Origin of the sequence: Clostridium lundense DSM 17049, assembly GCF_000619945.1 — a bacterium.
Lineage (GTDB): Bacteria > Bacillota > Clostridia > Clostridiales > Clostridiaceae > Clostridium_AO > Clostridium_AO lundense.
The window spans coordinates 15,483-30,056 of the sequence record NZ_JHVC01000014.1; the positions used below are offsets into that span (position 1 = coordinate 15,483).

The 14,574-nt window shown below is 28.8% G+C and carries 13 protein-coding genes; 4 read left to right on the top strand and 9 right to left on the bottom strand.

Annotated elements, in window-relative coordinates:
- Positions 1 to 683: 683 nt before the first annotated feature.
- The 4 genes from T514_RS0115425 to T514_RS26695 form a co-directional block, all read right to left on the bottom strand.
- Complete coding sequence (locus T514_RS0115425; RefSeq protein WP_027625590.1) at positions 684 to 2,006, bottom strand: IS4 family transposase; 1,323 nt, start codon at positions 2,004 to 2,006, stop codon at positions 684 to 686.
- A gap of 193 nt (positions 2,007 to 2,199) precedes the next feature.
- On the bottom strand, positions 2,200 to 2,655 hold the full coding sequence (tnpA, locus tag T514_RS0115430; protein ID WP_027625591.1) for an IS200/IS605 family transposase: 456 nt from the start codon (positions 2,653 to 2,655) through the stop codon (positions 2,200 to 2,202).
- 263 nt (positions 2,656 to 2,918) lie between these two features.
- Positions 2,919 to 4,262: a nucleotide-binding domain-containing protein gene (locus T514_RS0115435; protein WP_027625592.1), complete on the bottom strand. Its 1,344-nt coding sequence runs from the start codon at positions 4,260 to 4,262 to the stop codon at positions 2,919 to 2,921.
- Positions 4,263 to 4,278: 16 nt separating this feature from the next.
- Positions 4,279 to 4,839, bottom strand: coding sequence for an SLATT domain-containing protein (locus tag T514_RS26695; RefSeq protein ID WP_156939961.1), 561 nt, complete (start codon positions 4,837 to 4,839; stop codon positions 4,279 to 4,281).
- Between the two features lie 1,604 nt (positions 4,840 to 6,443).
- Here T514_RS26695 and T514_RS0115445 point away from each other — a divergent pair.
- From T514_RS0115445 to T514_RS0115455, 3 genes are all read left to right on the top strand, one after another.
- Positions 6,444 to 7,244 (top strand): RES family NAD+ phosphorylase, encoded by an 801-nt coding sequence (locus T514_RS0115445; RefSeq protein ID WP_027625594.1) that lies wholly within the window; start codon positions 6,444 to 6,446, stop codon positions 7,242 to 7,244.
- 477 nt (positions 7,245 to 7,721) lie between these two features.
- Positions 7,722 to 8,729 carry a DUF2971 domain-containing protein gene (locus T514_RS0115450; protein ID WP_027625595.1) on the top strand — a complete coding sequence of 336 codons (1,008 nt, stop codon included), beginning with the start codon at positions 7,722 to 7,724 and terminating at the stop codon, positions 8,727 to 8,729.
- Positions 8,730 to 8,870: 141 nt separating this feature from the next.
- Positions 8,871 to 9,590, top strand: coding sequence for a hypothetical protein (locus T514_RS0115455; RefSeq protein ID WP_051542071.1), 720 nt, complete (start codon positions 8,871 to 8,873; stop codon positions 9,588 to 9,590).
- Between the two features lie 230 nt (positions 9,591 to 9,820).
- Here T514_RS0115455 and T514_RS27700 read toward each other — a convergent pair whose 3' ends face one another.
- The 3 genes from T514_RS27700 to T514_RS26705 all read right to left on the bottom strand — a co-directional run bounded on the left by T514_RS27700 (position 9,821) and on the right by T514_RS26705 (position 11,020).
- Positions 9,821 to 10,042, bottom strand: coding sequence for an IS3 family transposase (locus T514_RS27700; RefSeq protein ID WP_084284625.1), 222 nt, complete (start codon positions 10,040 to 10,042; stop codon positions 9,821 to 9,823).
- Between the two features lie 400 nt (positions 10,043 to 10,442).
- Entirely contained in the window at positions 10,443 to 10,541 is a 99-nt protein-coding gene (locus tag T514_RS27705; RefSeq protein ID WP_423219362.1) for a hypothetical protein, read from the bottom strand.
- Positions 10,523 to 11,020, bottom strand: a complete 498-nt coding sequence (locus T514_RS26705) for a helix-turn-helix domain-containing protein (RefSeq protein WP_051542072.1) — start codon at positions 11,018 to 11,020, stop codon at positions 10,523 to 10,525. The genes T514_RS27705 and T514_RS26705 overlap by 19 nt, the downstream gene beginning before the upstream one ends.
- A 315-nt stretch (positions 11,021 to 11,335) precedes the next feature.
- On the opposite strand from T514_RS26705, the gene T514_RS0115465 reads away from it, so the two are divergent.
- A complete protein-coding gene (locus T514_RS0115465; protein WP_027625597.1) occupies positions 11,336 to 11,941 on the top strand; it encodes a hypothetical protein in 606 nt (201 codons plus the stop codon).
- A 66-nt stretch (positions 11,942 to 12,007) separates the two neighbouring features.
- Here the strand turns inward: T514_RS0115465 and T514_RS0115470 are convergent, their stop codons facing one another.
- A complete protein-coding gene (locus T514_RS0115470) occupies positions 12,008 to 12,694 on the bottom strand; it encodes a peptidoglycan recognition protein family protein (protein WP_027625598.1) in 687 nt (228 codons plus the stop codon).
- A gap of 82 nt (positions 12,695 to 12,776) precedes the next feature.
- Positions 12,777 to 14,573, bottom strand: a complete 1,797-nt coding sequence (locus T514_RS0115475; protein WP_027625599.1) for an ABC transporter ATP-binding protein — start codon at positions 14,571 to 14,573, stop codon at positions 12,777 to 12,779.
- Position 14,574: the final 1 nt, after the last annotated feature.

Consider the following 14,574-nt stretch of genomic DNA (forward strand, 5'->3'; position numbering starts at 1 on the left):
TGCTATTAAAAATTATTATCATATTTTGTATATGTTACTACTACTGCTATTACTATATATCCTATTTCTTCATTTCATATTCCTTATGCATTCCTCTGTGGCCACACTTTTAGCTTACTTTAAGCCCGGTCGCTTGCCCTGGTATTCCTCTTAAGAATAAAATACACTCCCTATCCTCTTTTTCTAATCTAAAAAAGTTCCTTATTTACAGGCTCCTATCTGAAATTAATATTGACTAGCTTCTATAAACTCCAACTACCACCACCGTCTACACAAGCTGTTCCCTATTAATTTGGATACCAGCTTGTCCATGCGATAAATTCTACTAGAAATTTCAATGTTTATTGAAACTGTAGATAAATATTTAATTTTTCTATATATAAAAGATGAATTAGGCCTACCTCATTTTGGTTACCTGGTAATAATATTTATTCTACTTTATCAAATAATATAGGCTAGATTAATAAATCATGATACTATACATATTCAATACAGATAATGTCTCAAGGATTTTTATTATTGCCTGTAATAAATATCCACCAGCTTAGCTCAACATCATAAACTTAAGAACATTTCAAGTATTACTACCAATAGTTTTTATTGAATAAAACATAACTAATTATTTGAAAACCAAAAAAGAGCATAAAAATCCTATTTTAATTTAAGAAGATTTTTTTGCTCTTTTAGAGACTATTTTTTTGGTTGTTCTGATATTTGTTAGAAAAATTATGTTTTCTGTCTTGGCTTTTAAGATTTCTTATAGGAACAATATATTTTTCTATTGCTCTCTGTAACTGGATAAGTTTTTTCTCTCTAAGCTTATCATTTGGTTCAATTAACAGTTTTATAAATTTTTCTTTAAACAGTCCTATGGCTATATTTTCATTGACCCTAATAGGATACTTATGCTTATTTATTTCTTTTTCTATATTTTTATTTGACGAATGTAAAACATCCTGTATCATATTATAAACAACTATTTGTGACCAAAAGTCTTGATATACATATAATGTTGCCTTCCCTGTAACACTTTCTAACTTCATTTTATTTTTTAAAGTATGATATTTTTTTTCAATTTCCCATCTCTTAAAATATAGATTCTCTATTTCTTTTCCTCTGAATTCAATTGGTAGATTTGTCATTAATGCAAGTTCACTTCCAGAGGGCAATTTTGATAAAATAATTCTTGTGGAAGTATACTTCTTTGCTCTTAATTCTTCTACAATTTCTGGATGATTCTTTTTTATTTTTGTTAGTCTGGGATTTGTATGAACAAGCCTCACAGTTTCATCTTCTGTAATCATAAGTTTTCGTTCGTTTTTATAATCATTACTAGATAATCTAAATAAATATTGAACTCCATTTTCCTCTAAAAAGTGAATCAGTTCTATTGATGGATATCCACGGTCAAATATAACAATAAAGTTGGTGTCCGGTATTATCTTTCTTATGGCATAAATATTTTTCTTTGCCAGTTCGCTTTCACTAGTTTTAATAGAATCTATTTGCAAGTCTAAAAAGAAATGATTGAATACATCAAAAATACTACTTACTAAAGCTCTTACTTCACCCTTGTTATGATTATTACCGCATTCACCAAAAAACACTCTGTTTTCATCAGAGTTTGGAACTTCTGCTTTACTTCCATCAATGGCAAATACTAGATACTTGTTCCATAGTATTGGTTCAGTGGAGTAATAAAAATTCTGAAGATATTCTTTGTTCAAAAACGAAAAAACTTCGTAATTTAGTTTTTTACGTTGCTGTAAATATCCTTGTTTTGAAATACTCATATGATATTCTCCTTTTTGAGTAAAATATTGATGAAGTTCCATTGATGTGGTTAAGCCTTTTTTAGAAAGTGTACATAAGATAATATCTGCAAGTGGCATCTTTCTTTTTCTAGTAAAACTGTTTTGCTTATCTAGATGAGCATATGTTTTCATAGTATCTGAATTAATAGAGTTAAACATTTTCTTAAATCTACTAACATAGCTATTAGACATACAAGCACCCCTAATTTTATTTTAATACATATATATAAACAAGAAAACCTGTTAAATAAAAATATTAAATCAAGTTTCCTTAAGTTTATGATGTTAAGCTTAGCTGGTGGTTTTTCTTAAGCCCTATAAGGGCACTTTACCAGCATTGTGCCTTAAGGCACCTATAAAAATCTCGCCAGCCGCAATTTAACTGTTACCTGCCACCCTTAAAAGGGTCAACATATTCTTTAATACTTATTTGGTCGGCGATCATGTCTTCATTTTGCTGATTTTTTATATATTCTTCTATTGCATTCTTATTTTTTCCTACTGTATCCACATAGAAGCCTCTACACCAAAAATGTCTATTTCCATACTTATACTTTAAATTTGCAAATTTCTCAAATATCATTAGGCTACTTTTTCCTTTTAAAAAACCTACAAATCCTGACACACTCATTTTAGGTGGTATTGATACTAGCATATGTATATGATCTTTACATGCATTGGCTTCTATTATTTCTACTCCCTTCCATTCACATAACGTTCTCAGTATTTTTCCTATTTCTTTTTTCTTTTCTCCATATATTTCTTTTCTTCTATATTTAGGTGCAAATACTATATGATATTTACATCTCCACCTGGTATGTGCTAAACTATTATTGTCCATTTTGGGCAATACCTCCTTTGATTTTAGATTGGCTGACGAAACCATATCTATTCTATCAAGGCGAGGTATTTTTTTTCAACGCTTAAGCTTTTCTGAACACACCTGCATAGCAGGTGGTTTTATTTATAGACAACAAAAATATCTATTTATTCTATAATAAATAGCAATATTCCTCACTTATCAATTAAGACTAACTATTTTCTAATATCCTAAATTCAGTTCATTATCAAGTAGTTTAATTTTACATTTTATAACAATTCATTCTATCCCATGCTATATTCACAATTTGAAATTGGTACCCCTAAATGGTCTTTTGCTACACATATTCCATCTTTTACAATGTAACATTCAACGTAATGTTCCCCTTTAAAATCGCTTGTTTCTTTTTGGGTAGAATTATTTGTCTTTAAAATCTGCCCCCTTATGCAATCTTTTTCTATAGCTATTTCACCTTCATTTTTTACTTTCCAATATATATCGTAAGACTCATTAGCTAATTTTTTATCTATTCTGTCTATAAAAAATTCAAGTTTCTTCTTTATACCTAAATACTTGTTATTATTAAGTATTAAACTCAAAAATGTTGGCCTAAATCCATTTTGAGTAACTTTGCAATCAATCTTTAAACTATATCGTATATCCTCTTGGAATAAATCTTCTATGAACTCCTCAGTATGCCTATAGCTCTTTTCAAAATATGAAGAAAAAGCATTTCTACTTTCATTTGTTTGTATTTGTTTTTTCGGAAATTGTACGCCAAATACTTCTATAAGTTTTTTATTAACATTAGTTGATTCTTCTGTTAAGTCTTTAATTTTTTTATAAGCTTTATCAGCTTTAGTAATAAATTTACCATTCTCACAATTATCAACATGTTGATTACTTCCTAAAGCAAACCAATATGATTGTTCTTTATTTAAACCCTTAAGATAGCTAAATAGTTCTTTAGTCATTTCCAAATAATCATCAAATTCTATATTTTTATATTCAGTTTTTTCATTAAGAAAATTATAAGTTAATGTATCTATTAATAATCCACCAAATTTAAAACCTTGTTTATTCTTCCAGCTCCTTAACATGTTTGCTATATATTTGAAATTATTATCCGTATCCTCTGCTGCCTTTTTGCTTTCAGCTATTTCGGGTAATGGGTCAGTGTATCTCCAACTTCCCCCATCGTGTGTATCTGGATATTTAAATCTGTCATCAGATTGCTTAAATCCTGGTACTAATTCTACTGTATAGGCATTAAAATTAATCACAACAACCTGACCATCTCCACTTATATCTGTCTTAGGATATCTAACTTTAAGTACTTCTTTCACGTCTTGAAGTAAGGCTGTTTGTCCATTATTTTTATAAGAATTAAATCTTTTATACACTTCATTAGGTAAATCAAAAATGATATCTAAGTCACTAACCTCTTTTATTGATGTTCCTCTTCCTACCGAGCCTACAATATACATATGTGATATAGTGTCACCTTCTAAACCATAATAATAATTGTTTAACTTTTTAGCTATTTCTGCTACTGTAGTTTCCATTTCACTTATATTATTAGTTTCTAAATTATTGATAAATGTTTGAAAATCATCCTTTAATCCCATGGCTTCTCCTTTTCCACTATTTACTTTTCCTTGGCAATTTAGGTAAATAACTATCTATTTCATCATCAGAGTAAGTATTATCTTGACGTTTTTTTAAATCATCACTTGCTTCTTCAACAGCCTTTTCAACCGGATCTAAAGTACATTTTGCTATTTTAATTTTTCTTTTAATTATTTCATCTCTTTTTTCACTCAACTCATCTTCATTATACTTATCAACCTTAATATCACACAATACAGATACTAAGTCTTCCCTGAGTTCTAATAATTCAACAGCAGATTTTTTATGTTGTTTTTGCAATGATTTCAAATCATAACTTTTATAATAAGTTGTAATAAATAATGAAATTCCTGAGATTATAGCTGTAATTATTTTTAACCATTTGTTATCTACAAAAATTACTGCAAATATTCCTGATGATGTAATCGCTGATAAAGTTATTCTAATAAACTCTAAAAATTTGTATTTTCTTAAATATATATCAGCTTGCTTTTCTTGAATTTTATGTGTCCATACTACACTTGCGAAGACTTGTCTTAATTGGCTCTCTAAAACCTCTATATTATTTATTTTAATTACCTCCTTTGCTTAATTAAAATTTAGATAGTTTTTTATTACATTTATTAAATTTGAATTTTTAAATAATATACTAAAATATTATCTTTAATCATTATGATTATTCAAGGAATTTGAATCATACCTATATTCTATTCCCTATATAAGCTTATAGACTTTTTTGCTACATTAATAATTTAAACTTCATATTATAAACATAACCTGTCCAATTATAGACATTATTTACCCTATTAATAAACATTTATTACATCATAATTTTACATTATAATTATAACATACCACAATTATACATATAAGTAACATATATTATAAAATTCAATAATTTTTTCATCCGTACTTGTACTTGCCTTAATGGCATGTTCAAAGTGGACCAGCCGTGGCTAGTCCAAGGGCTTGATACACTAGCAAGGGTGGACCTGCCTTGTGGCCTTGACTTTAAGGACATGTCATTAATAATGCTTATACTTGCAGCAAAATGCTAGAAGCATGTCCACCCTTGCGGTGAGCGGATATTCTTTAACAAGAAATAAAATAATCCCTGGCGTAACAAAAGACCCCAGAGGAATACCTAAAACGCTTGTCTGTTTTGCTAAACAATAAAGTGAAACTTAGTTCAAGTGACGAACTCCTCAATTGAACTTTAGTTGAACGAATCCAGGAGCTTAGCGCCACTTACTTACACATAAGTGTGTGAGTTTAGTGGCGGTTAGCTATCGGACAAATTTGACGCCTGTACATGTCCTTTTAAAGCTTGTACTTGCGTTAAATTTCCCTTGTTTAGCGAAGTAGGCAAGCGAACTGTCTCTTACAATTATAAATAACCCTTAACATATTTATATACAATAGCAATTATACCTTCTTCCCGCACTACTGCGGGTACCTTAACAAAGGGCTAGTTAAAACCGTGCAGCTCTTAAACTTAAAAAGGCTTGGAAATAAGGGAAAGACTTCTTAAATCTTAGAGCTGCTAGGGAGGGACCTGTCCTTTTTAGGGTGCAGGTTAAAGTGCCCAAAGTATATATAACAGTAATATAACTATATACTTAATACTTTATCCATTACTATTAGGCTTATAATAAATACTATTTAATTGCATTAATTCTTACAGGTGCAGCGGTATAAAATAAACTTACTATAGTATAACCCCCTTCTTATCATTTTCGTTGAACTAGCTTATTTCTGCTGCTGCAGAGGAATACTTAAAATTAGCAGATATAAGCTTGTACAAGGCTACCTATTTGGTACCTTACCTAAAAAGGAGGGGATTGTTATTTTATTTATTTCTACAGATATATACTAATCTGTTTCTGTTAAACCTTCCCCTCGTTTTTAGGTATTACGCCCTAGCGGATTAGGGGCTTTGGACTAGTTTACTGACTGCCTGTGATTGGATAACTAGCAGTGAGTAAGGTTGTCCAAAGCTTCATTTATCCTAGAGTTAGCACTAAATAATATAGTGTTGAAAATATAGACTGGTACCTTTGATAATATGGACGTATCATGGTAAATATGGTATAATTTCCATAAAATAATTAATTAGATTTGAATAGCCTAGTATTATTTTTATTTATTAATATAAATTCTAAATGTAAAGGAGATATTTCATGAAACCTTCATTATTTGAGTGTACTAGAAAAAATGAACTTGTTGATGTATGGAATGATTTTTGCAATGAGTTAATGCATACAAATAGATTTTTTACAAATTTTCAGTCTAAAAATATTCAGACAACCATTTGTTTTAATTTAATACTTAGTGCTATTGATTACATGGTTAATAATTGCGAATATTATGTAGATAGAAAAAATATTCTACATAGAGCTAGACTATTTAACTATGGCAAAGAATATTCTACAAATGAAGTAGCCATCAATATGAGTAATGGAATCATAGGATTTCATCCAAATGATATGAAGTCCCCTCCTTATGATAAGACAAAACAAGGTAGAATTAATCCTGAAGGAATATCATATCTTTATACATGTGATTGCGTTGAAACATGTATTGCTGAATTAAAACCATATATTAATTCTTATATTAGTATTATTGATATTAAGCCTAAAAAACGTCTAAAAGTATTTAGCGTTGATTCTATAGACTATAAAAAAGCTGGCCTTGAAGGCAATATATTTATAGATTTTCTAAAAACTAAATTTATACAACCATATAAAACAGAAGAAGGTCTAGAGTACATTCCTACTCAGTTTATTGCTGAATATATTAAAAATAAAGAATGTGATGGAATAAAACATCCAAGTTCTGTATCACATATTGGAAATAATGTGATAATATTTGATGAAAATAAAGTAGAGTTTGGAAAAACTACAGACTTATATCATATTAATGAAATAACATATAAAAAAACTGAAGTTAAATCTAATATATCTATAAATAAAGGTATATGAAAACTAATTTTAATAAGAACACCGTAAAATTCACTGAATAATATGATGTTTTTATGTCATAATCCAAAAGAAGAAATACTCCCACAATTATCCTTTATCTCCTATTAACTATAATCTTTTTAAGTTAAATCTTCATATCTTTTTTAGGTATTACACCATAGCGTATAGTTAGAGACTTTGGACTAGTTTACTGACTGCCTACGAGCTATGACTTTCTGTATTGAATATATAAAGTTGCCAAAAGCTTCATTTATCATAAAGTTAACAATACTCTTTCTCATAATAAATTTATATAATAAAATTGTTAGTTCATAATTAAGAATATTGTGACGTAACTATTCAAATTGAAAATGCGCATAATGTTCTTTGATAATTAACTCAAATCGTAAAAAAATGATAAGAAATTGTTTTGATACATTATAGTATTAAACTTACAACATTTTCTCATAGTATACATATGTAAGGAGGAAATATATCATGGAATTTATTGCTTTGGATTCACAATACGTATTAAGTGAATTACCTTTGTTTAGAAATAATACTTTACCTGATAAGTTGTATCATTATACTTCTATATATGCGCTAAAAAATATTTTAGAAACAAATAGTTTATGGGTAACTAATAGTAAATTTTTGAATGATTCAACAGAGATTAAATATGGATATAATTTGATTTGTAAAATTGCAGAAGAATTAAAAAAAGAGAAAAAATTATCAGATGATTTTTATATGTTAATTATAGATAATTTAAACTATTTGATTGATAGTAAGTTAAATGGTATTTATGTATTTTCTTTAGCTAAAGAAAAAGATTCTCTTTTATTATGGTCTAATTATTCAAATTTTGAAGGGTATAATTTAGGAATTAATGTTAAAGACTTTTTGCAACAAGTAGAAAAATATGGAGAAATATCAGGAGCCAAAAAAAGTTTTAACGTATCTATGGATACTGAAATATATATGCGTACAGTTACATTAAAAGAAGATTTGATACAAACAGATAAATATTTTAATGATAAAAATGAATTTTTCATGTCATATAATGAGGTTATATATGATAAAGAAAAGCAAATTGAATATATAAAGTATATATTAACTAATGTTAATACTTATTATATGAAACATTACGATGAAAAATATTTAAAAAAACTACAAAGGTTTACTGGTAGTTTATTAATGGAATTATATAATGTACTGCTTTTTTTTAAAGAACCTGCCTTTAAACAAGAAGAAGAATATAGGATTATATTTATAAAAAATAATTCTAGTAAAGAATTTAAAAATCATAGAATTTTAAATGGTTCATTTATACCATATATAGAATTGAGATTTAAAGAATCAAATTTCCCTTTAGATAGTTTAAGTATAGGGCCTAGAAATAATTCTGATATTGCACTTATAGGCCTAAAATCATTTTTGCACAAAAACAATTTTAATATTAATAAAATTAATCTTTATAATTCAAAAATTCCATTAAGGTACTAGTTAATTTAAATATAAACTTTTTACAAAAACATATATTTAATATTTTTCATCCAAATTAAGGATGTAACAGTATAATTAAGTAAATATTTACGCCATGATGGTTTTTAAATATGTTATATTTAATTATAAGGTGGTATAAAAATGGTAGAAATTGATTTTCAAAGAAAAAAAACGACTGTCCCAATTAATATAGTATTGTCGGGAATCAATGAGTTTTATAATGATTTAAAATCAGATGAAAATGCTCGTTATCTGTCTTGGGAGCATTGCTATAAAGCTTTTCAAGAAGCTTATAATAGGGCTGCATTAACTGTTAATGATATGGACTACCTTTCCTTACATTTAGCCTTTTATCTTGCTTCATGGGGGATGTTAAGAGGTTCAAGTTTCTTACTTCAAAAGGATTATAGAGTTCATTTAGATATAATCAAAGAATTGTACAAACCTTGTTATAACAATCTTTGGGGTATTGACTGCATTGAACTACAGAAACAACAAAATCTTCAAATATTAATGAAGTTAATAGAAAATCTTAAAAATATTTATAATCAAAAGCGAAGTAATATTAAAGAAGTTCATACAAGTATTTCAAATATACTGGTAACGAAAGTGTTGTTAGGCACTTTAGGATGTGTTCCAGCATATGATCAATACTTTAAAAATGGGATAGGAAAGTACAATATAACAGTACAATTATTTGGCGAAACTTCCATAATAGGTTTGGCAAAGTATTATGAAGAGAACAAAACTGAACTTGAAAATATAAGAAAAATTATATCAAAATCTCGACAGATAGGATATCCTCAAATGAAGATACTTGATATGGCCTTTTGGAAGTTGGGTTTTGAAAAAAATAATTGATTTTTTTAAATAAAAAATTATATTTTGTAGAATCTGAAGTATTATGATAACAATTAAGTAACTTTATAATTTAAATCGTGACTCAATCTTCATATTAGATGACACAATCATAAAATTGAATAATTTTTTAAAGCACCATATTATTCAATGAACTGACCCCTGTCAAGTAGACAGTGGAAATAATTAAAAATTTGATATTCAAAAGTGTCAATCATTCGATTGGCACTTTTTTATGCAGCACCACTAGAAAGATATGTCCTGTACTCAAACGGAGACATACAGTGTAGCCGTTTCTGATACCGTTTTGTATTGTAATAATCTATGTAATCCTCAATTGCTGTTTTTAGTTCTTCGTAAGTTTCAAATTTATGGAGATAGTACATCTCCGATTTGAAGATTCCCCAGAATCCTTCCATTTGTCCATTATCTATACATCGAGATACTCTAAACATACTCTATGTCATGACTGTTTTATCCAGTTTTGGTTGTATATTAGAAATAGCCATCACTATGGAATATGGGTTTTGCATTAGGATGCGCCTTGATAGCAAGGTCAAATGTCTCAAATATTAGGGCATTGTTATTGGAATATCCAAGAGCAAACGAAACAATGCTCCTGTCTCCAAGGTCGAGGATTGCGCTAAGATAATCCTTATCACCATTTCCATACTTTAATTCTGTTACATCTGTAAGCTATTTTTCTTCTGTATATTCAGCCTTAAAATCACGGTTCAGAATATTCTCAGCAGTAATCTCGGGAGTCGATTTAATGTAGTTGTATTTCTTTTTACGACATACCGATTCAAGGCGTTTGTTTTTAGCTTCTAAAAGCTTGTATTGAGCTTTCAGAAGCTAAAGCTCGGTCAGTTGATCTTGGAGTTTGTGCTTTCCACGGTTATCTGCAAGTGAATCAACTTCGGATTCCTCGTACTTTACAGTCCAACTACGCACTTGCTGGTATGATACCTGACATTTTTCAGCAGTTTCATTATAGTTTTTTTATGTTCAATGCAATATTTAACGATTTCTATTCTTTCATTAAAAGTGGTTGATCGTCCCTTTGTCATGATGGATTCTCCTCCTGTTCTGGAAGATTTAATCTTCTGATGACTATTATACTTTAAAATCCAATTCCGCAAAATTACTCTTGGACGTATTGCGTATTTTTTACAGATCGCTTCTTGTGACCCTTTACTAGATAAATAATTTTGAATAGCAGATAGTTTTAATTCTTCCGAATAAGAAGAATTACTGCTTACAGTTATCAATCCATCAATACCCATCGATTGATAATTATGGATTAAGCCACGTACTGATGTTAGAGCAACCTGGTATTTCCTTGGCAATTCACTTACACTTTTTTTGTGGCTCAAATAATCTTCAATAGCTTTGTATTTTTCTTCAAATGATATTTTCGCTTTTCTACCCATAAAATATACTCCTCCTCGTGATAAACAGTTTTTATTATTTAAACTGTCTATCACAAGTGGAGCATATCCCAAACCTGAATTCTACGGTTTTTTGTGTCGCACTTCAAAGATATTACAAAAAGGAAGGTGGGGGTTGATACCCATTTGCATATCATTATCCTCTCCACTAAACCTATTATTTCTATGAAACCTCCTAGCAGCTTTAAAATCACAAACTTTAAAAGCCTACTAAATTTTCCTTTAATAATTATGTTATAATTGATTCACAATAGGAAATAAATACAAATTAAGCCATAAATGTTCGGAGGTGTTATCTTGAACAAAGTATTTGAAATAAAATACTTTATTTTTGAAGACGATAAAGAAGATTTCAGTATCATGAGTCTTGAAGAATTTGAAAGAGAATTTACAAATATATACGGGATGTTCACTGTAATATTTGATGGAAATAAATTCATTTCATATTTAGATGAAGAAAATGAATGCCCATTAGAGGCTCGAAGAGTGTTTTCAGAATTAATAAATGCATACTTTGATGGTCTTATTTATATTGTTAGCCATTTAGAAGAATATTCTTTCTTTTATCTTAAATATATTGAAAACAGTACAACTTGGCTAAAATTTTCAGTTAAAGAAACAGAAATCTTGGTAAGCGAAATAGAGATAAACTGGAATCAAGAAATGAACAATGGATTAAAAAATATTGTAACAACCCATTCAGAGTTATTCAATACTCCCATACAGGAAACTTGGGGAGATGTAAGGTTAAAAAAAGAAATATTTAAGGCTGAGGTTACTGATAAATTATTTTCATTTATTAGCGAGATTAAGTCTACAAATCAAAATATATTAAAAAGTAAAATTTTTAGTGAACAGATTAGATACTTATATAACAGCGGGTTAGATATTATATCTAACTGATATTGCACAATATTCTCATATTACAAAAGAAAGGAATGTTCTCAACACTCCTTTCCATCCCGTTCCCTATTGCATTATCTTCCTCCAAGTCCTCTCCCCTACAATTCCATCCATCACAAGTCCCTTATCCCTCTGAAACCTTTTAACCGCTTCTAAAGTACCGTATCCAAAATATCCATCCGCTCCACAACTTCCAACACTATAACCTTTTTCTATAAGCTTCTTTTGAATAAGTCTTACATTATTATCCTTTACACTAGGATTCATTATAAGTAAATACCCAGGATAACTTGTACAATCTTTTGGTGCAGCTCCTGATCTTACTTCTCTTCTTATTCTATCCAAAGGAAAATTCTTACCAGGACAATCTGTGGCATTAAGCTCTCTGTGACCATAGATTTCAGTTATATTGTATTTATTACATATGCAGCGAATTAATTCTATAAGTGCATTATACTGAATATCTGGCATAGTTTCAAAGTTATAACTTCCTTCTACACAAATACCTATAGATATTGCATTATAATTTATACAATGAGCATCTAAAGCCTTTTCACCCCTTCCTTTATAGATAACTCCATTTTTTCGTACTAAGTAATGATACCCACAGCCGGACCAACCATTATTTAAATGCCAGTTATGAATATCTTCTATGCTGCAGCTTACTGCTTCTGCATGATGAAGAATAACCTTTCTAGGAGAGTTACAATAAGTCAAACCATTAAATTTTAAATCTGTGTTTATAATATTCATATTTCTTCCCCTCGATATTTAAAAAGCTCCCACTGCCTTCCTGCTTATTTTAAATATTGACTTGTTTTTAGTTTGTTTTCATCTAAACGTAATACTGTGCCTGAGCCATATACATACTTTCGTATTGGCTTCCCTTCTCTTTTATTAATTCATCGTGAGTTCCATATTGAATAATCTCACCATTATGGAATATGGCTATTTTATCGCATAACTTACAGCTTGATAATCTATGTGATATATATATAGCTGTTTTTTTCCCTATTAAATCCCTAAATCTACTATATATCTCAAACTCAGCAATAGGATCTAACGCTGCTGTTGGTTCGTCTAAAACTACTATTGGTGCATCCTTATAAATTGCTCTTGAAATAGCTATCTTTTGAGACTGACCTCCTGAGAACTCTATACCATCTTCCTCGAAGGTTTTATATATACTAGTGTTTATTCCTTTTGGTAGATTCAATATATCCTTTTCAAGTCCTGCCTCTCTAAGAGTTCTTTCAATATCCTCATCTTTTGAACTTTCATAATCATTAAGAGCTATATTTTCTTTTATACTAAATGCCATAAGCTTAAAATCTTGAAATACTACAGACAATAGCTTCATATATTCCTTATAATCATACTCTTTTATGTTTACACCATTTAATAAAATTTCCCCTTCTGTAGGTTCATAAAGTCTTGTAAGTAATTTTATAAAAGTAGTTTTTCCTGCTCCGTTTAGTCCTACCACTGATAGTTTTTCTCCGTCTTTAATGGCAATAGATACATTTTTCAGGGTATATTCTTTGTTCCGTGGATATTTAAAGGATATATTTTTGAATTCTATATTAAATTCACTTATATTCCCAGTCTTCTTAGTTCCCTCTATATTTTTAGATTTAATTTGCTCAAATTCCATATATGGCTCTAATAATTTGCACATCTGCCTTAAAGAAATAATGGCAGTACTAAAATCAGATATTGTGATACTAAAATTAATAGCTGAGGATGCATACATTGTAAATGAACCTATGCCTACAGATTTTGTAAACACCTTATAAGTCATATACGCATAAATAACTGCCATCTGAATTTGAAGATTTATCTTATTAAATCCATTATATTTCCATACAATTTTAAACATCTTACTAAATTCATTTAATGAATCCTTATTATATTCTTCATATTTTTTCATAATTAAAGGACTTATATTGTATAATCTTATATCTTTACCACTAGAAAAATCTTTAATTACTTCATCAAAATATTGACCAATTCTATTTAGTGGAATTAATACTTTATATATTCCGAAACGTGCTTCCTGAGATTTTTTATACATAAAAGAATTTGCCACTACTATACAAAGTGTAAATAAAACAATATATAAATTTAAAGTTGCAATTACTGTCATAAGCCCTATTATAGTTATAATATGTGTGAATATTTTCGTTGTTTCACTTATCATTCTCTCTATAACATTTTGATTATTAATAAGATATATAGCTTTTTCCTTCAAATCTAAGACTTCAGGGTCCTCTATTTTTTCAAAGTCCATATTCATTATTTTTTTTCCAGTTAATAAGTTAAACTCATTGGAAATTTCTATATTTTTTATATCTAGTATAGTATCCAACCATCTATTAAATAAATTCAATATGAAATTTCCAACTACAATCATGAATGCCAGTGGTATAATTATCTCTACTCTCTTTTGATTAGTTAATTCATCTATAATAAATTTAGGCATTATTATATTAACAAAAGGGGGTAACGCCTTAAATATGCAGGATATAATTAGGACAGGAATATATGACTTTGAAATTCTGTAAGTTAACTTTAGAAAATGTACAGCAGTACTAAAATCTTTTTTTAATCCTAAAATCTTTTCTTTGTTCATG

Bases quoted from the DNA above. Each gene is read 5' to 3' on its own strand.
- T514_RS0115435 (WP_027625592.1), bottom strand. From the start codon at position 4,262: ATGGGATTAAAGGATGATTTTCAAACATTTATCAATAATTTAGAAACT.
- tnpA (WP_027625591.1), bottom strand. From the start codon at position 2,655: ATGGACAATAATAGTTTAGCACATACCAGGTGGAGATGTAAATATCAT.
- T514_RS0115455 (WP_051542071.1), top strand. From the start codon at position 8,871: ATGGTAGAAATTGATTTTCAAAGAAAAAAAACGACTGTCCCAATTAAT.
- T514_RS0115470 (WP_027625598.1), bottom strand. From the start codon at position 12,694: ATGAATATTATAAACACAGATTTAAAATTTAATGGTTTGACTTATTGT.
- T514_RS0115450 (WP_027625595.1), top strand. From the start codon at position 7,722: ATGGAATTTATTGCTTTGGATTCACAATACGTATTAAGTGAATTACCT.
- T514_RS0115445 (WP_027625594.1), top strand. From the start codon at position 6,444: ATGAAACCTTCATTATTTGAGTGTACTAGAAAAAATGAACTTGTTGAT.
- T514_RS26705 (WP_051542072.1), bottom strand. From the start codon at position 11,020: ATGGGTAGAAAAGCGAAAATATCATTTGAAGAAAAATACAAAGCTATT.
- T514_RS0115475 (WP_027625599.1), bottom strand. From the start codon at position 14,573: ATGAACAAAGAAAAGATTTTAGGATTAAAAAAAGATTTTAGTACTGCT.
- T514_RS27700 (WP_084284625.1), bottom strand. From the start codon at position 10,042: ATGTTTAGAGTATCTCGATGTATAGATAATGGACAAATGGAAGGATTC.
- T514_RS0115425 (WP_027625590.1), bottom strand. From the start codon at position 2,006: ATGTCTAATAGCTATGTTAGTAGATTTAAGAAAATGTTTAACTCTATT.